The organism is Actinomadura chibensis NBRC 106107 (assembly GCF_001552135.1).
Classification (GTDB): Bacteria; Actinomycetota; Actinomycetes; order Streptosporangiales; family Streptosporangiaceae; genus Spirillospora; species Spirillospora chibensis.
Window position 1 is genome coordinate 59575 of the sequence record NZ_BCQP01000004.1, and the last position, 17252, is coordinate 76826.

Consider the following 17252-nt stretch of genomic DNA (forward strand, 5'->3'; position numbering starts at 1 on the left):
ACGAAATATGTTGAAATTCAAGGTATGTCTGACGATTCCGGGACGACCGACCCGTCGATCGACGCCGACCTGGAGACGTTGATCCAGCTCATGAGCCGGATGGTGCGCGGCATGAAGGGGGCGGACGGCCACCGGGAGGCGGAGGAGTTCATGGCGCGGGTCAAGGACGCGGGACTCGGGCCACGGCACGTCCCCGCGCTGATGGCGCTCGTGCTGAACGGGCCCGCGCCGGTCGGCGTCCTCGCCCGGCACATGGCGCTGAACCCCGCCACGGCCAGCCAGCTCCTCGGCGAGCTGGAGCGCGGCGGGTTCGTCGAGCGGCGCCCGGACGACCGGGACCGCCGCCGCATGATCGTCAGCCTGCACGAGGCGCACCGCGCCGCGATCGAGCGATTCGCCTGGCGCCGGGTCCGCCCCCTCAGGACCGCCCTGGAGGCCCTCGACCCGGTGGAGCGGCGGCACTTCCTGAACGGGTGGCGCGTCCTCGTAGACAGCATCGAGCGCGCCCGCCGCCACAGACCCGCCCCAGGCCGCCCGGACGACTGCCCCAACACCTGACCGAGCCCCGCCCCCGGACGCAGCGAGACCCGGACGCATCCAGACCTGCACGCGACGAGACCTGCACGCGGCGAGACCCGGCGTGGCGGGACCCGGGCGCAGCCAGACCTGCACGCGGCGAGACCTGGACGCGACGGGACCTGGACGTGGCGGGACCCGGGCGCAGCCAGACCTGGACGTGGCGAGACCTGGACGCCGAGACCTGGACGCCGCCAGACCTGGGCGCGGCTAAGCCCGGACGCGGTTAGGCCCGGGTGCGTGGTGAGGGCCGGGCTTGCGGCGGGGGTGGCGCGCGTGCGGGGCCATGGGGCCAGCTCGGTCCCGGGTCAGCCGCGGCGCATTAGGCGGCCGACGGCGGCCATCAGTTCGGTGGACATGGCGTCGCTCTTGCCCTCCTCCGCGCCCTCGGCCACGCAGTGCCGGACGTGGCCGTCCAGCAGGCCGAGCGCCACCTTGTCCAGCGCGGCCTGGACGGCGCTGATCTGGGTGAGGATGTCGATGCAGTAGCGGTCCTCCTCGACCATCCGGTCGATGCCGCGCACCTGGCCCTCGATCCTCGCCAGCCGGGTCTGCAGCTGGTCCTTGGTGGCGGTGTACCCGCGGGTGGGGGTCTCGCTGGTCGCCATCTCCGTCCTCGCAATCCCTTCGGGGGCACGCGCCCCGGTACCCCTGGGGGACATCCCCCAATGGGTACCTTATGCGCTGGGGACGACGTTACGACCGCCCCGCGCGGCGGGGCTCACGCCGGGACGTTCCAGGCGGTGATCACCGGCCGGTCGTGCTCGGCGCCGAGGGCCGACACCGTCCCGGTCTCCAGGGCGAACAGGCGGCCCTGGACGGGCGCGAGGCCGAGGCGGCGCGCGGTGAGCACCCGCAGGACGTGGCCGTGCGCGACGAGCGCGACGTCGCCGTCCGCGAGCAGCGGCTCCGCCCGGGCGAGGACGGCGTCCGCCCGCTCGCCGACCCGCTCGACCGTCTCGCCCGGATGGGCGGCGTCGCCGGGGATCACCCCGTCGTCCCACAGGTACCAGCCGGGACGGTCCCGCCGGATCGCGGGCGTGGTGACGCCCTCGTAGCCGCCGTAGTCCCATTCCCACAGGTCGGGGTCGACGTCGTCCACCCGGAGCCCGGCCAGCTCGGCGGTGCGCAGCGCCCGCTCGGCGGGGCTCGACACCGTCCGGACGATCCGCCGCCCGCGCAGCGCCCCGCGGAGCGCGCGCGCCTGCTCCTCGCCGCGCTCCGTCAGCGGCAGGTCCGTCCGCCCGGTGTGGCGGCGGGCGCGGCTCCACTCGGTCTCCCCGTGCCGCAGCAGGATCAGCTCACCCATGGGTCACTGTCTACCCGGGGGAGCGGGCGCCCGGAACCTCGGGGGCGGTCAGTCCAGGATCGACGCCAGCGGCGTGAACGGGAGGTTGTGCGCCTCGGCGACGTGGTCGTAGACGAGCTGGCCCGCGTGCGTGTTGAGCCCCCGGGCCAGGGCGGCGTTCGCCTGCAGCGCGCCGCGCCAGCCCTTGTCGGCGATCTGGACGGCGTAGGGGAGCGTCACGCCCGTCAGCGCGTACGTGGACGTGTTCGGCACCGACCCCGGCATGTTCGCCACGCAGTAGAACGTCGACTCGTGCACCCGGTAGGTGGGGTCGGCGTGCGTGGTGGGACGGGAGTCCTCGAAGCAGCCGCCCTGGTCGATCGCGATGTCCACGAGGACGGACCCGGACTTCATCCCCGCCACCAGCTCGTTGGAGATCAGCTTGGGCGCCTTCGCGCCGGGGATCAGCACGGCCCCGATGACGAGGTCGGCGGCCCGCGCCTCCTGCTCGACGCTGTAGGCGCTGGACACGAGGGTGCGGAGGCGTCCCTGGTAGATGGCGTCGATGTGGCGGAGGCGGTCGACGTTGACGTCCAGGATGGTGACGTCCGCGCCCATGCCCACGGCGATCTGCGCCGCGTTGAGGCCCGACACCCCGCCGCCGATGACGACGACCTTCGCCGGGGCGACGCCCGGCACGCCGCCCGGCAGCACGCCGCGCCCGCCGTTGGAGGCCATCAGGTTGTACGCGCCGACCTGCGGGGCGAGCCGCCCGGCGACCTCGGACATGGGCGCGAGCAGCGGCAGCGAGCGGTCCGGGAGCTGGACGGTCTCGTACGCGATCGCGGTGACCCCGGCGGCCAGCAGCGCGTCGGTGCACTCGCGGGACGCCGCGAGGTGGAGGTAGGTGAACAGGACCTGGCCGTCGCGCATCCGGTGGTACTCGGACGCGATGGGCTCCTTGACCTTGAGGATGAGGTCGCCCTCGGCCCAGACCTCGTCGGGGCCGTCCAGGATCTTGGCGCCGGCGGCGACGTAGTCGTCGTCCGGGACCGCCGAGCCGAGGCCGGCGCCTCGCTCGACGAAGACCTCGTGGTCGTGGCGGGTCAGCTCATGGACACCGGCCGGGGTGATGGCCACCCGGTACTCATGGTTCTTGACCTCGCGCGGGACGCCGATCTTCACGGGATCCTCCGCTGCTGGTGATCGGGATGTACGTCTCCAGCGTGGTGCCCGCCGCGGCGCCGTGCCCATGTGCAGGGTGTAAGGGCATCGCCGGTCCTGATGACACGATGTAAGCCCGGAACGCGGGCCGGGAACGGCGGAAACGAAGGAGGCCCCCAGCGCACGGACTGAGGGCCTCCGGAACCGACGACCGGCCTGCTACTTGGGAGTGAGCCCGGGATCGGTGTCGCGCCCGGGACTCACGTCCCGACGAGCCTTCTGTGGCAGACCCCCGGTTCCCCGGGCGTGACGACTTCAAGTTACAAGGGCTAAGTCGGCTTCGCAACTCGGCGGCGGAGGTCGTGGCGGTTTTCTTCGCGGAGCCTGCCCGGCGCTTCCCGTAATTAGACGTAATACCCTGTTTCGGACGTGACGCTCGCGGGTGTAACGGACGGCCGTTCCGGAGGGCGGGGGGACGTCCCCGCCGCCGCGGCCCTTCCGGTGGTGGCGGCGCTCCGACGACGCGCGGAGCGGCGGCCGGCCGCCCGACTTCCGTGCGGAGTCGGGGTTTCGGGGGTGTCAATCCTGCTTTGTGTGGTCTGCTCCAAATGGGCTCCGCGGCCGCCCGGCGCTGCCGCGAACGCCTTTTTCGGACGCGGTGGACGCGCCTTTCTCAAGTGGTGTTTGCGGGCCACTGTTACGTGGGCTATAGTCGTTCACGTCCGGACCGGAGACGGCCGGATGTGACTGATGGTCACACCGTGGTGATGGGACCGGCCTGCTCCATTTCGGGGGGAACGGGGCAGGCCGGTTCGGCCGCGTGCCAGTCGCCATCAACCGGGACGGCTCATGCCCCGTCCCGGAGTCGCCGCGCCGGCGGGGCCGCCGGCGCGACAGCGGGCCCGCGCCCGCTCCCGGGGGGCTCCGGCGGCTGCTGCCGCGCGCCGGAGGGGAGCGGGCGGCCCGCGGATACGCACCCCCCGGCCAGGCCGGGCCGGGGGGTGCTCCGCGTTCACGGGGGAGCAGGTCGATGAAGGTCACCGTTCTCGGCGGCTACGGAGCCGCCTTCAGTTCCGCCGGGCTGGCCGCCGTCGTGGCCGGGGATCTCGTCCGCGAGGGCGCGGCCCCCGGGCCGTGGTGGACGGTCTGGCACGCGCTGGCCGCCTGCGTCGCGGCGGGCGGCGCGGTCGCCGCGCTGCGGCTGACCGTGTTCTACGTCCGGTGGCACGGGCGCGAGGACCGGGCCGGCCGGGTCGCCGGCCGCTGGCCGGAACGCAATGCCCGGGAAGTGCGCTTCTAATCGCCGGGCGGGCGGTCGCCGCGGCCGCTCGAAATCGCCGGACGGCATTAACGGAAAACCCTGCGACGTCCCCTGGACGGAACGGCGCCAATGCCTCGCGCGCATTGGATCGATGCACCGTCCAGGGGACGTCGGCGTGCCATTGTTTCATGGGCTAAAGTGTGATCCTTCCGTGATGCGAAAGGACTTTAGCCCATGCAACAATGGGGATCTCGCCGTTCCGCGGCGGGGATTCTCGCCGCACGTCCCTATGGCAGGAGAGGAGCCATGGAGGGCAACGCCATCATTTCCGGCTTCGAGCGGATCCACGGCGGCGCCGATTCGGCGCTTTCGGCACTGCTCGCGGCACTGCTCATCTGCTCCCTCGCGGTCCTGCTGGAGCGCTGGGAGCACGACCGCCGCCGGTCCTGCGCCTGCGGGTGCGAAAGCCCGCTGCGGCGCTGCGAGACCGCGGTCACCGCGCCCGGCCGAACCGGCCGGGGCGCGCGGTCCCGTCCCACCGCGCCCCCGATCCGCCCCGGCCGGCGCGGGCGCGGCCGCCACCGAGGAGGCAGGCATGCACGACCAGGACCGCTGCCAGGGACCCCAGCCGGGGTGCGCGCAGCTCCCCACGCTGGAGATCACGCTGGGCCGCCTGTCGGACCGGTCCCTGCTGGCTCCGCTGCACGTGTGCTCCCAGTGCGGGGCGTGCCTGCTGACGGTGCACGGGGTGTGGCCGGAGGGGGCGCCGAGCCCGTTCCGCGTCGTCCTCATGAGACTGCTCCAGCAGCCGGTGCCGGGACCGCGGCGGGGGCGCTACCCCGCGCGCCCGTCCCGTCCGGCGCCCGCGCCTGAGGACGCGGTGAGCGCCTGAGCGCGCGCGCCCGAGGGCCCGGACACGGGCCGGAGGGGGAGCGGGCCCGAGAGGGCCGATGACGAGGGCCGGGGTGAGCGGGGGCCGCCCCGGCCCTACCCATGCCCACTCGCGCTCGCGCCCTCGGCCCGCGGCCCCCACTCGTCGGCTCGCCGCCGACGGAGGAGCGCTCCGTTTAGTGGAGCGTTCCTAAGGCCGTGTCACATTTCGGCCATTCCGGAGACGTCCGCCGGAGTGGCTTTTACGTTTCCTTTGGCGGAGAAGGTGCGCGGTCACGACCGGACACGGGGTCCGGCGTGAACCGGCGCTTCGTTCGGGACGGCCCGGCGCGCGGCGCGCTTCAGCCGTCGTTCTCCAGCTCCAGGCTCCAGTAACGCCAGCCCGCGAGCTCGCCTTCGGCGATATAGCAGGGCGGGGGCAGTTCGGTGACGCCGAAGCGCTCGAAGACCTCGTCCAACCAGGCGTTATCGAGTTCGGACATGTCATCAGGCCGATCGCAGGCGATGAGCGTTCCGTGTTCCACGACGACGATCGCGCCGCCTTCGGGTGACATCAGATTCGCGTCGATCTCACCGGCGAGGGCCAATGACCGGATATCGCGCACCCTTCCTCTCCCAACCCCGCGGCGGCAGGGCCTTGTGTCAAGAACGGCCCTCGAACACAAAGGTACAAGAGTGCTGACAGTTATGACAGGGCGACATGGGATCCGGCGCGCGTTTCGGGGCGGTTGTGCCGCGACTAGTTGTGCCCCGACTAGTTGTGCCGGGCGGCGTAGGATTCTTTCGGCTCGGAGATGCGTTCATACATCGGGTCGGCGAGCGCCTCTTCCGGAGTGCGGCTCGACCGGTAGAGCCCGCGGTCCGGGTCGTATCGGATGATTTGATTACCCGCCCGCATGTTCCGGACGGCGGTCACGTACATATCGCGGACCGACACGGCCAGATTCTCCACGCCGAGCTGCCGGGCGCGGGCGTGGTATTCCAGGAGCCGGTACAGGCTCTGGTTCCGCTCCTGCCGGGGCAGGTTCGGCCAGGCCTCGAACTCGCGGTCGGCGCGCACGTGCCGGGCCCCGACGGTGATTCCGTACTCGTTCCGGAGGCGTTCGCGGTTTCGCTGCACCCAGACCCGGACGTAGCTTTCCGTCACCTCATTGTCGACGAGGACGCTCAGCCGCTGGGCATACCCCCGCCAGGGCAGTTCCTTCCCATGCTCGCGCCACAGGAGCAGGAAGTCCTCATCGCGAATCAGGCCCATGCCGCTTCTCTCCAGTGCTCACTCCCGGTCTCCAAGTGTAGGGGGCCCGACCAGCCGATACCACCGGGATCGGACACGCCCGATCACGGACGGTGGCCACCCTCGGCCGGGGCGAAAACCCGCCCGCCGAATCGCTGACGCCCCGCTATTGCCGGTCAAACCCCGTGAATCGGTCATAATAGTGAACGGCCGTCCGGATGAATTCAACGTTGATCATGCGCGCCCGGAAGGCGCGCCTACCGCGAGGCGCGGCCCGGTGCAGCGGGTCAGGCGCGGGGGTCAGGCGCGCGGCAGCGGGAGCCACTCGTCGGCGATCGCGACCGTGAGCTGCTCCAGCAGCGGCCCCGCCAGCCGGACGCGCCGCTCGGCGTCGGGCTCGATGTCGGCGAGCGCGTAGGCCGCCTGGATCCGCGCCTTGCGGAGCTGCTCACCGGTCAGGCCGCGGCGGCCGGCCACCGCGACGACGGGCGCGCCCGCGCGGGCGGCGGCGCGCGCCACCCCGATCGGCGCGGTGCCGCGCAGCGAGCGCGTGTCGAGCGAGCCCTCGCCGGTGACGACGAGGTGCGCGCCGCGCGCCTTCTCGGCGAAGCCGAGCAGGTCGAGCATCAGCGACGCGCCCGGCTCGATCGTCGCGCCGAGGAAGGTGAGCGCGGCGAACGCGACGCCGCCCGCCGTGCCGGCGCCGGGGACGTCCCGGGCCGCCCGGCGCGACGCCGCCTCGGCGAGGTCGGCCCAGCGGCGCAGCCCCGCGTCCAGCAGCCGGACCTCGTCGCGGGTGGCGCCGCGGCGCGGGCCGTCCACGGCGGCGGCGCCGCCGCGGCCGAGCAGCGGGCCCGCGGCGTCGCCCGCCACCACCACCTCGATGCCCGACATGTCGGGCAGGCCGCGGAGGTCGAGGGCGTGCAGCGAGCGCAGCGCCGCGCCGCCGGGCGGGAGGTCCTTGCCGAGCGCGTCCAGCAGCCGGCCGCCGAGCCCCTGGACGAGGCCCGCGCCGCCGTCGGTGCAGGCGCCGCCGCCGAGGCCGAGGACGATCCGCCGCGCCCCGAGCCGCACCGCCTGCGCGATCATCTGCCCGGTGCCGAGGCTGGAGGCGACGAGCGGGCGCGGCCGTCCGTCCGGCAGCCGCCGCAGCCCGGACGCCTCGGCCAGCTCGACCACCGCGCTGCGCCCGTTGACCGCCAGGCGCGCGTTCACCGGCTGCCCGGTCGGCCCGCACACCTCCATCTCGACCCGCCGCCACCCGGCGGCGACGGCGGCCTCGACGGTGCCCTCGCCGCCGTCCGCGACGGGCAGCTCCACGATCGGGACGCCCGGCCGGGCGCGGCGCAGCCCGGTCGCGAGATGGCGGGCCGCCTGCGCCGCGGTCAGCGCCCCGGGGAACCTCCCGGGTGCCAGCAGGACGTGACCCGGCGGGGACGGGTGAGGGGGAGAGTCCGCGGACACCACAGCCACGCCTTTCACGCCGGGGGGTAAGGCCCTACCTTCTGCTTACGCCATGACGGCACTATTTGACACCCGCGAGCGCGTCCGACGCGCTGGAATGGACAGACAGACGGGCGCGGAGTCACGGCGGCGGGCCGGAAACCGGCGGAGAAACGGGGCGCCGGGCGGCTACCGCACGTCCAGCCACTGCTCGATCGGCTCGATCGCGAAGAAGACCAGGAACAGCAGCACCACGGGCCACAGCCACACCGACACCTCGCGCCACCGGCCCTTGGCCGCCTTGATCAGCGCATAGCTGACCATCCCGCCGCCGATCCCGATCGTGATCGAGTAGGCGAACGGCATCAGCACGATGGTGAGGAACGCGGGGATCGCGATGTCGAGGTCGTCCCAGGTCACCTTGGCGACCTGGGTCATCATCAGCGCGCCGACGACGACCAGCGCGGGCGCCGCCGCCTGCGCCGGGACGGTCGCGGCGAGCGGGGTGAGGAAGAGCGTCACCGTGAACAGCGCGCCGGTGGCGATGTTGGCGAGGCCCGTCCGGGCGCCCTCCCCGACGCCCGCCGCCGACTCGACGAACACCGTGTTGGCGGACGAGCTCGTGATCCCGCCGAAGGCGGCGGACAGGCCGTCCACGGACAGGATCCGGCCGAGCCGCGGCACCTCGCCCTTCGGGCCGACGAGCCCGGCCTCGTCGCTGATCCCGAGGATCGTTCCCATCGCGTCGAAGAACCCGGACAGCACCAGCGTGAACAGCACGACCAGCGCGGTGATGACCCCAGCCCTGCCGAACCCGCCGAACAGGTCGATCTCGCCGAACAGCCCGAAGTCGGGGCGGGCGAACAGCTTCTCCGGCATGTTCGGGGTGACGACGCCCCAGCCGCCCTGCTTGATCGACGTGTTCTCCTGGATGGCGACGGCGGCGACCGTCCCGGCGATGATGCTGATCAGGATCGCGCCCGGGATCCGCCGCACGTACAGGACGATCATCAGCAGCAGCGTCAGCGCGAACACCAGCGCGGGCCAGGTCGCGAGGTGGCCGCCGGTGCCGAGCGTCAGCGGCGGGCTCGTCGCGCTGGACGTGACGAACCCGGAGTCGATGAAGCCGACGAGCGCGATGAACGCGCCGATGCCGACCGCGATCGCGTGCTTGAGCGCCAGCGGGATCGAGTTCATGATCCGCTCGCGGATGCCGGTGAGCGCCAGCACGACGATCACCGCGCCCTCGATCACGACGAGGCCCATCGCCTGCGGCCAGGTCATCACCGGCGCCGCCTGGAACGCCACGACCGCGTTGATGCCGAGGCCCGCGGCGAGCGCCAGCGGCGCGTTCCCGACCAGTCCCATGATCACCGTGGCGACCGCGGCGGACAGCGCCGTCATCGTGGTGAGCTGCGGGATCGACAGCGTCGCGCCGGTGACGTCCTTCGCCCCGCCGAGGATGATCGGGTTCAGCAGGATGATGTAGGCCATCGCGAAGAACGTGGTGACGCCGCCGCGCAGCTCGCGCGCGACCGTCGTCCGCCGGCCGGTGAGGTCGAACAGCCGGTCCAGCGGCCCGCCGCCGCCCGCGGGCGGTGAATCGTCGGTCGCCGCGGCCTTGATCGTTGGCATGACGGGGTCTCCGCTCTCGGCAGCACGGTCTCGGAAATGGCGGTGCACAGGGTAGTCGCCGCGGCGGCGGGCGTCCCGCACCGGTCCCGCGCCGGTCCGGCCCGGCCGCCCGTCCGGCGCTCCGCGGCCGCGGCACTCGCGTGACGGGGGCGGTCCGTCCGCTATAGCCTGCCCGGATGCAGAACACGCTTCGGTACCGATTCCGCCGGATGGCGGCCGTGACCGGGCGCTATGTCGGCACTATGGGCAGCGGACCGGCTTCTGCTCACTCGCCCCGCGGCACGCGGCCGGCGAGCACCCCGAGCTGAGAACTCTGTAGGCGGTGGACACACGATGGATCGGGAGACACTGGGGCAGCGCATCCGCGCCCTGCGGATCAGGCAGGGCGTGAGTCAGGCGCAGCTCGCCTTCCCCGAGCTGTCCGACAGCTACATCTCGCTGATCGAGAGCGACAAGCGGGTGCCCGCCCCGAGCGTGGTGGAGCTGCTCGCCGCCAAGCTGAACTGCTCGGCGACCTACCTCGTCAGCGGCGTCAGCGAGGACGTCGTGGACGAGCTGCGCGTCACCCTCGACTACGCCGAGATCGCGCTGAGCAACGGCGCGGCGGCCGAGGCGCGGGCCCGGTTCGCCGAGGTGCTCGCCAGCGCCGACGCGGTCGCGCTGCCGGACATGCTGCACCAGGCGCGCTGGGGGCACGCCCTCGCGCTGGAGGCCGCGGGCGAGCTGGAGGAGGCCATCGCCCAGCTCACCGGGCTCACCGAGGAGGCGTCCGCGGAGACCGACCTCGACCACTGGGCCAAGGTGCACGTCGCGCTCAGCCGCTGCCTGCGCGAGCGCGGCGACATCAGCGCGGGCGTGCACGCCGCCGAGAACGCGCTGCGGCACCTGATCGCGACCGGCGCCGACTCGACCGACGCGGCCGTGCACCTCGGCGCGGCGCTGCTCGCCGCGTTCATCGAGCGGGGCGACCTCGTCCGGGCCCGGCAGCTCGCCGCGCAGCTCGTCGAGCGGGCCGAGCGGATCGGCAGCCCGCGCGCCCGGATGGTCGCCTACTGGGAGGCCGCCTACGTCGCGGAGATCCGCGGCGAGTACGAGGAGGGCGTCGCCCTCGCCGAGCGGGCGCTGATGCTCGCGGGCGACGACGAGGACCCCCGCGACCTCAGCCGGCTCCGCGTCATCTACGCCGGGCTGCTGCTGCGCGCCAGGCCGGACCAGGCCGTCCGCGCCCGCGAGCTGCTCAGCCGGGTGCGCGGCGAGATCAGCGCCAGCTCGTCCGGGGAGATCGACGTCGCCTGGTGCCTGACCGAGCTGGCCCGCGCGGAGACGGCGCTCGGCCGTCCCGCCGAGGCGGTGCGGCTCGCCGAGGAGGCCCTCGACCTGCTCGGGGACGCCCCGCGCCGGGCCACCGCCGGGGCGCTGACCGTGCTCGGCGAGGCGTCGGTGCGGCTCGGCCGCCGGGAGCGGGCCGTGGAGGTGCTGACCCGCGCCGCTACCTGCCTTGAGGAGATGGAGTCGTCCCGGGAGGCCGCGCAGGCGTGGTTCGACCTCGCCGAGGTGCTGGCCGAGACGGGCGGCTCCGAGGAGCCCCGGATGGCCGCCTACCGGCGCGCCCTCACCTGCGTCGGCGTCTGAGAAGACGGGCGAACCCGGACGCGCGGCGCCGCGTCCATATTTCTGCGTGTCGCCTGAGGTGGGGGAGTCTGCGGTGTTCGGTGTCGTCCGGCCATGCCGTCATGTCCTGTGCGGGTCCTTGTTCAAGGACTGGATGGCGCATCTGTGCGGGCTGTGCCTGACGCTGCGGGCCGAGCACGGCCAGGCGGCGCGGCTCGTCACGAACTACGACGGGCTGCTCGTCTCGGTCCTGGTCGAGGCGCAGGCGCCGGACCTGTCGCCGCGCCGCAAGGCCGGGCCGTGCGCGCTGCGCGGGATGCGGAGCGCCGAGGTCGTCACCGCCCGGGCGCGGGGCGCGCAGCTCGCGGCGGCGGCGTCGCTGCTGCTGGCGGCGGGCAAGACCCGCGACCACGTGGCGGACGGCGACGGCCCCTACGCGCGCCGCCTCGTCGCCGCCGCGGCCGGGCGGATGGCCGACCGGTGGGACGCCGCGGGCGCCCGCACGGGCGCGGCCGTCGGGTTCGACCCGGCGGTGCTGCGGGACGCGGTGGCGCGCCAGCCCGTCCTCGAAGCGTCGCCCGGGCTCGGCCTGCTCGACCTGACCGAGCCCACCGAGACGGCCGTCGCGGCGGTGTTCGCGCACACGGCCGTCCTCGCGGGCCGGGAGTCCAACGCCGAGACCCTCGCCGAGGCCGGGCGCTTCTTCGGACGCCTCGCCCACCTCATCGACGCCGTCGAGGACCTCGCCGACGACCGGGAGAGCGGCGCCTACAACCCGCTCCTCGCCACCGGCACCGGGCTGGACGAGGCGCGCCGGCACGCCGACGACGCGCTGCGCGGACTGCGGCTGGCGCTCGCCGACCTGGAGCTGGAGCGGCCGCGGCTCGTCCGGGCGCTGCTCGACCGGGAGGCCGGGCGCTCGCTCGACCGCGTCTTCGCCGAGCCCGTCCAGGCGTCGCGGCGGGGGCCGAAGGGGCCCCGGGGGCCGCGGCCGGGCTGGCCCGTCCCGTGCTTCACCGGGACGCTCGTCTGCGTGACCTGCGGCGTCTTCCAGCCCGAGTGGAGCGAGCACCACGGCGACTCGTGCGGGGACCGCTGCTGGTGCACCCGGCACGGCGACTGCGGCGACGGGGGCTGCGGCAACTGCGACGGCTGCTGCGACTGCTGCAACTGTTGCGACTGCTGCGACGGATGCGACTGCTGCGACTGCGACTGCGGCTGCAACTGATCGGGAGCGGGCCCGGCGGGTGTCCTGATCGCGTGTTTCGTCGTGTTCTGTGACCCGGGACGTGCCACGGCCGCCGTCTCAGTAGGGTGGACGGAGCCCCGACGTCCCCACTAGAGAACCCGGCCTCCATGAACATCCTCAAGACTCGCCGGCCCCTGGGCCGCCTCGCCCTCGTCGCCGCCCTCACCGCGGCGCTCGGCGCCGTCACCGCCACCCCCGCACTGGCCCACACCCGGCTCGTGAGCAGCACTCCGGCCAAGGGCGCGACGATGCCGGGGGTCGTCAAGGTCACGCTGGTCTTCAGCGACAAGATCAGCATGGCGAAGGTGATCGTCAAGGACGAGTCGGGCAAGACCTACCAGCAGGGCCCGGCCGAGCGCTCCGGCGGGACCGAGGTGGTGCAGAACGTGCAGGGCCCGCTGCCCGCCGGGAAGTACACGGTGGCCTACCGGGTCGTCGGCGCGGACGGCCACGCGGTCGAGGGCGACGACCTGACGTTCAGCTCCTCCGGCGGCGCGTCCGAGCCGTCCGCGCCGCCGCCGTCGGCGGGCGGGGTCGGCGCCGAGCAGCAGACCGGGCAGGCCGCCACCACCGACGAGCAGCCGCTGAAGCTCGACCAGCAGCAGGCCGAGGAGGCGGACAAGAAGGACTCCGGCTCCAACATGCTCCTCTGGGGGCTGATCATCGGCGGGCTGGTCGTGGGCGCCGGCATCGGCTTCGCCATCGTGCTCCGGGCCAAGCGCAAGCACCCGGCGGCGCCCGCCGCCGACAAGCAGCCGGCGACCACCGGAAGCGAGTAGGGGCCGGACGTGACGAAGGGCAGCCTCGGCGTCTACCGGGCGGCGGCCGTCGCGGTCGCCGCGGCGGGCGGCGTCCTCGTGGCCGGGCTCGTCCTCGGCGGCGCGGTCACCGAGACCGTCATCCCCGGGCTCGGCGACGCGGGCGTCGTCACCCGGTGGGGGCTCCCGGCGTCCCGGACGGCGATGGACCTGCTGTCCGCGCTGACCGTCGGCGCGCTGCTCGCCGCCGCCGCGCTGCTGCCCGTCGAGGGCGGCGGCCGCGGCCCGGGGCGGCTGTCCGGCGACGCGACCGGGTACCTGCGCGCCGCGTCCTGGCTCGCCGCCGCCTGGGCCGCCGCCGCGGCGGCCACCCTCGTCTTCACCGTCGCCGACGTCCTCGGCCAGCCCGTCGAGCAGGTCCTCACCGGCAGCGAGCTGAGCAGCTACGTCGGCTCGCTGCCGCAGGGCACCGCGCTGATGGTCGTCGTGCTGCTGGCCGTCGTCGTCGCGCTGCTGGCCCGCACCACCACCACGCCCGCCGCCGCGTTCGGGCTGCTCGCCCTCGCCGCGATCGCGCTGCTGCCCGCGCCGCTGACCGGGCACTCGGCGTCGGCCGCCAACCACTCCACCGCCACGACGGGCGTCGCGCTGCACGTGGCGGCCGTCGCGCCGTGGGTCGGCGGGCTCGCGATCGTCGGCGTGCACGCGCTGCTCGGCCGCGACCGGCTCGCCCTCATGGCCGACCGGTACAGCCGCATGGCGCTGTGGTGCTACGTCACCGTCGGCGTCAGCGGGCTGGTGAACGTGATCGCCCGGTTGCCCGACCCCGTCGAGCTGGTCGACACCGACTACGGGCGGCTCGCCCTCGGCAAGATCGTCGCGTTCTGCGCGCTCGGCTGGTTCGGCTGGTGGCACCGCACCCGGACGCTCCCCGCGCTCGAAGCGCGCAAGCCGTGGGCGTTCACCCGGCTCGCGTCCGTCGAGGCCGCCGTGATGGGCGGGACGATGGGCCTCGCCGTGGCGCTGGCGCGCACCGCGCCGCCCGCGCCGGGCGAGCCGGAGACGGCCGTCAAGGCGCTGCTCGGCTACGACATGCCGCCGGCGATCACCCCGGCGCGGCTCGCCACGCTGTGGCAGTTCGACCTGTTCTTCGCGGCGCTGGTCGCCGTCCTCGGCGGGGTCTACCTCGCCGCGGTCGTCCGGCTGCGGCGGCGCGGCGACTCCTGGCCCGCGCTGCGGACCGCGTCCTGGATCCTCGGGCTCGTCACCATCGTGATCGCCACCCAGACCGGCGTCGCGAAGTACGCGCCGATCCTGTTCAGCGTGCACATGGCGCAGCACATGGTGCTGAACATGCTGGTGCCGATCTTCCTCGTCCTCGGCGCGCCGGTGACGCTGGCGCTGCGCGCCCTGAAGCCCGCCCGGATCCGCGGCGACCGGGGGCCGCGCGAGTGGCTGACCACGATGCTGCACAGCCGGTACGTCGCCGTCATCGCGCATCCCGGGGTGGCGACGGCGATCTTCGTGGTGAGCACGTTCGCGCTCTACTTCACGCCGCTGTTCGAGAAGGCGATGCGCAACCACCTCGGCCACATCGCCATGACGGTGCACTTCCTCCTGGCCGGGAGCCTGTTCTTCTGGGTGCTGCTCGGCGTCGACCCGGCGCCGAAGAAGCTGCCCTACCCGGGGCGCCTGCTGCTGCTGTTCGTCACGATGCCGTTCCACGCGTTCTTCGGCATCGCGCTGATGAACATGAGCCAGGCGCTCGCCCGCGGGTGGTACACGGCCGTCGACCCGCCCTGGGGGACGACCGTCCTCAAGGACCAGCACACCGGCGGCGCGATCGCGTGGGGGTTCGGCGAGGTGCCGACGTTCATCGTGCTGCTCGTCCTCGCGGTGCAGTGGTACCTGGACGACCAGCGGCAGGCCCGCCGCCTGGACCGCAGGGCCGACCGCGCCGCGGCCGCCGGGCACGCGGCGGACGACGAGCTCGCCGCCTACAACGCGCGTCTCGCGAGGCTCGCGGAGCGCGACCGGGCGGCGGCCGAGCCCGCGGCGGCGGCGGCCGAGCCCGCCGAATCCCCCGAGCCCGGCGGGAGCGCGGGCGAGCAGGGGTCCGGCGCTGCGCCCTGAGCTGCGATCTCCCCCGCGCGGGGGAGTAAGGGCGGGCGGCGCGTCTGCCAGGATCGTCGTGTGACGCGCGTGCTCCGGCCGCTGGTCCAGCGGACGACGTGGCTGCGCTGGTCCCACCTCGTCGTGGGCGGCGCGCTGCTGATGCCGTACTGGTTCCTCGGCATCACCCTCCTCATCCCGCTGCTGCCCTTCGGCGGCCCCGCCGTCAAGATCGTGCTGGGGCTCCTCGTCATGCCCGCGGCGGCGACGTTCGTCACGGGGCTCGTGCCGACCGTCCGGCTGCTGGCGGCGGCGCTCGCCAAGGAGCTGCTCAGGGGGCCGAGCGCGGCGCTCGTGCCCGCGTCCGCGCGGACGTGGGAGAGCCGCCGCCGCGCCGGGGCGTGGTTCGGCCTGCACCTCGGCGTCGGCGTGGTGGTCAGCGGGCTGAGCCTGGCCGTGCCGCCGTTCGCGTTCGTGATGGTCGCCGCGCCGTGGGTGCGCTGGGACGAGGACTTCCTCAAGGCCTGGGGCTGGCAGCCCGCCTGGGACCAGTGGCCCGCCCCGCCGGTCGGGCTGCTGTCGCTGGCCGCGCTGCTCGCGCTGATCGTCGGCGCGGGACGGATGATGTCCCGGCTGGCGCCGAGGTTCCTCGGGCCGTCCGCCGCGGAGCGGCTCGCCGAGGTCGAGGCGGAGGCGGTCAGGCTCGCCGAGCGGAACCGGCTGGCGCGGGAGCTGCACGACTCGGTCGGGCACGCGCTCAGCGTCGTGACCCTCCAGGCCGGGGCGGCCGGACGCGTCCTCGACAGCGACCCGGCGTTCGCCCGGGAGGCGCTCGGCGCGATCGAGGAGTCCGCCCGCGCGGCGCTGGAGGACCTGGACCACGTGCTCGGGCTGCTGCGCGAGGACGCGTCCCGCACGGCGCCGCAGGCCACGCTGAAGGACCTCGGGCGGCTCCTCGAGCAGACGAGGATCGCCGGGGTGAAGCTCGACGCGGAGGTGGGACCGGAGGTGGCGGACGTGCCGGCGGCGGTGTCGCGGGAGGCGTACCGGATCGTCCAGGAAGGGCTGACGAACGCGCTGCGGCACGCGGGACGGGTCCCCGTGCGGCTCCGGCTCGGGGTCGAGCGCGAGCGGCTGGAGATGGAGATGAGCAACCCGCTCGGCGCGGTGCGCGGCGACGCCGCGGCGCACGGCGGCGGGCGCGGGCTCGGCGGCGTCCGCGAGCGGGTCACCGTGCTGCGCGGCGAGATGAGCGCGGGCCCGGACGGCGACGCCTGGCGGTTCCGCGTCTCGCTGCCGCTAAGGTCCGGGACATGACGAGGTCCGGAACATGACGATCAAGGTTCTGCTGGTCGACGACGAGCGGCTGATCAGGGCCGGGCTCGCGGCCATCATCGGCGCCGAGGACGACCTGGCGGTGGCCGGCGAGGCGGCGGACGGCGCCGAGGTGCCGGACGCGGTCCGGCGGCTGCGCCCCGACGTGGTCCTGATGGACGTCCGGATGCCGCGGCTCGACGGCATCCAGGCGACCCGCCGCATCCTGGAGACCGTCCCGGAGCCGCCGAAGATCATCGTCGTCACGACGTTCGAGAACGACGAGTACGTGTACGACGCGCTGAAGGTGGGTGCGAACGGGTTCCTGCTGAAGCGGACGCGCCCGGAGGAGATCCTCCAGGCGATCCGGATGGTGGCGCACGGGGAGAGCCTGCTGTTTCCTGCGGCGATCCGGGAGCTCGCCGCGCGACATGGGCCGTCCGGCGGCGGGCGCGGGGCGACGCGGTGGCACGAGCGGCTGACCGAGCGGGAGGCCGACGTCCTGCGGCTGATGGCGAAGGGGCGCTCCAACGCCGAGATCGCGCAGGAGCTGTTCGTGAGCCCGCAGACGGTGAAGACGCACGTCGGCAACATCCTCGGCAAGCTCCAGGCGCGCGACCGCACCCAGGCGGTGATCTTCGCCTACGAGACGTCGTTCATCACCCCCGGCTGATCGCGCCCGCCGAACGCGCAGCCGTGACCTGCGGCTTACGCCT

The 17252-nt window shown here is 74.0% G+C and carries 16 protein-coding genes; 9 read left to right on the forward strand and 7 right to left on the reverse strand.

All coding sequences use genetic code 11. From position 1 onward, the window contains the following. Nucleotides 1–24 precede the first annotated feature (24 nt). A complete protein-coding gene (locus ACH01S_RS02160) occupies nt 25–558 on the forward strand; it encodes a MarR family winged helix-turn-helix transcriptional regulator (RefSeq protein ID WP_067884726.1) in 534 nt (177 codons plus the stop codon). Nucleotides 559–884: 326 nt separating this feature from the next. On the opposite strand, the gene ACH01S_RS02165 is transcribed toward ACH01S_RS02160, so the two are convergent. From ACH01S_RS02165 to ald, 3 genes are all read right to left on the reverse strand, one after another. Beyond that, nucleotides 885–1184, reverse strand: coding sequence for a metal-sensitive transcriptional regulator (locus ACH01S_RS02165; protein ID WP_067884729.1), 300 nt, complete (start codon nt 1182–1184; stop codon nt 885–887). Between the two features lie 113 nt (nt 1185–1297). Then, entirely contained in the window at nt 1298–1885 is a 588-nt protein-coding gene (locus ACH01S_RS02170; protein ID WP_067884731.1) for a histidine phosphatase family protein, read from the reverse strand. A gap of 48 nt (nt 1886–1933) precedes the next feature. After that, nucleotides 1934–3049: an alanine dehydrogenase gene (ald, locus tag ACH01S_RS02175; RefSeq protein WP_067884734.1), complete on the reverse strand. Its 1116-nt coding sequence runs from the start codon at nt 3047–3049 to the stop codon at nt 1934–1936. Nucleotides 3050–4058: 1009 nt separating this feature from the next. Here ald and ACH01S_RS02180 point away from each other — a divergent pair. Further along, nucleotides 4059–4328, forward strand: coding sequence for a hypothetical protein (locus tag ACH01S_RS02180; protein ID WP_067884736.1), 270 nt, complete (start codon nt 4059–4061; stop codon nt 4326–4328). Between the two features lie 556 nt (nt 4329–4884). Further along, nucleotides 4885–5181, forward strand: a complete 297-nt coding sequence (locus ACH01S_RS02190; RefSeq protein WP_067884741.1) for a hypothetical protein — start codon at nt 4885–4887, stop codon at nt 5179–5181. Nucleotides 5182–5521: 340 nt separating this feature from the next. Here ACH01S_RS02190 and ACH01S_RS02195 read toward each other — a convergent pair whose 3' ends face one another. From ACH01S_RS02195 to ACH01S_RS02210, 4 genes are all read right to left on the reverse strand, one after another. Next, on the reverse strand, nt 5522–5785 hold the full coding sequence (locus ACH01S_RS02195; protein ID WP_148344567.1) for a hypothetical protein: 264 nt from the start codon (nt 5783–5785) through the stop codon (nt 5522–5524). 149 nt (nt 5786–5934) lie between these two features. Continuing rightward, on the reverse strand, nt 5935–6435 hold the full coding sequence (locus ACH01S_RS02200; protein WP_067884745.1) for a hypothetical protein: 501 nt from the start codon (nt 6433–6435) through the stop codon (nt 5935–5937). A gap of 279 nt (nt 6436–6714) precedes the next feature. After that, complete coding sequence (locus ACH01S_RS02205) at nt 6715–7878, reverse strand: glycerate kinase (protein WP_067885247.1); 1164 nt, start codon at nt 7876–7878, stop codon at nt 6715–6717. Between the two features lie 168 nt (nt 7879–8046). Next, nucleotides 8047–9492: an NCS2 family permease gene (locus ACH01S_RS02210; protein ID WP_067884747.1), complete on the reverse strand. Its 1446-nt coding sequence runs from the start codon at nt 9490–9492 to the stop codon at nt 8047–8049. 333 nt (nt 9493–9825) lie between these two features. Here ACH01S_RS02210 and ACH01S_RS02215 point away from each other — a divergent pair, with 333 nt between their 5' ends. The 6 genes from ACH01S_RS02215 to ACH01S_RS02240 all read left to right on the forward strand — a co-directional run bounded on the left by ACH01S_RS02215 (nt 9826) and on the right by ACH01S_RS02240 (nt 17209). Beyond that, nucleotides 9826–11124: a helix-turn-helix domain-containing protein gene (locus ACH01S_RS02215; RefSeq protein ID WP_067884749.1), complete on the forward strand. Its 1299-nt coding sequence runs from the start codon at nt 9826–9828 to the stop codon at nt 11122–11124. 73 nt (nt 11125–11197) lie between these two features. Beyond that, entirely contained in the window at nt 11198–12331 is a 1134-nt protein-coding gene (locus ACH01S_RS02220; RefSeq protein ID WP_174564849.1) for a DUF5685 family protein, read from the forward strand. A gap of 128 nt (nt 12332–12459) precedes the next feature. Further along, nucleotides 12460–13131: a copper resistance CopC family protein gene (locus tag ACH01S_RS02225; RefSeq protein WP_067884753.1), complete on the forward strand. Its 672-nt coding sequence runs from the start codon at nt 12460–12462 to the stop codon at nt 13129–13131. 9 nt (nt 13132–13140) lie between these two features. Next, nucleotides 13141–15243 (forward strand): bifunctional copper resistance protein CopD/cytochrome c oxidase assembly protein, encoded by a 2103-nt coding sequence (locus tag ACH01S_RS02230; protein WP_083980199.1) that lies wholly within the window; start codon nt 13141–13143, stop codon nt 15241–15243. A 60-nt stretch (nt 15244–15303) separates the two neighbouring features. Next, nucleotides 15304–16539, forward strand: coding sequence for a sensor histidine kinase (locus ACH01S_RS02235; protein ID WP_067884756.1), 1236 nt, complete (start codon nt 15304–15306; stop codon nt 16537–16539). A gap of 13 nt (nt 16540–16552) precedes the next feature. Continuing rightward, nucleotides 16553–17209 (forward strand): response regulator, encoded by a 657-nt coding sequence (locus ACH01S_RS02240; RefSeq protein WP_067884758.1) that lies wholly within the window; start codon nt 16553–16555, stop codon nt 17207–17209. The last annotated feature ends 43 nt before the right edge of the window (nt 17210–17252 follow it).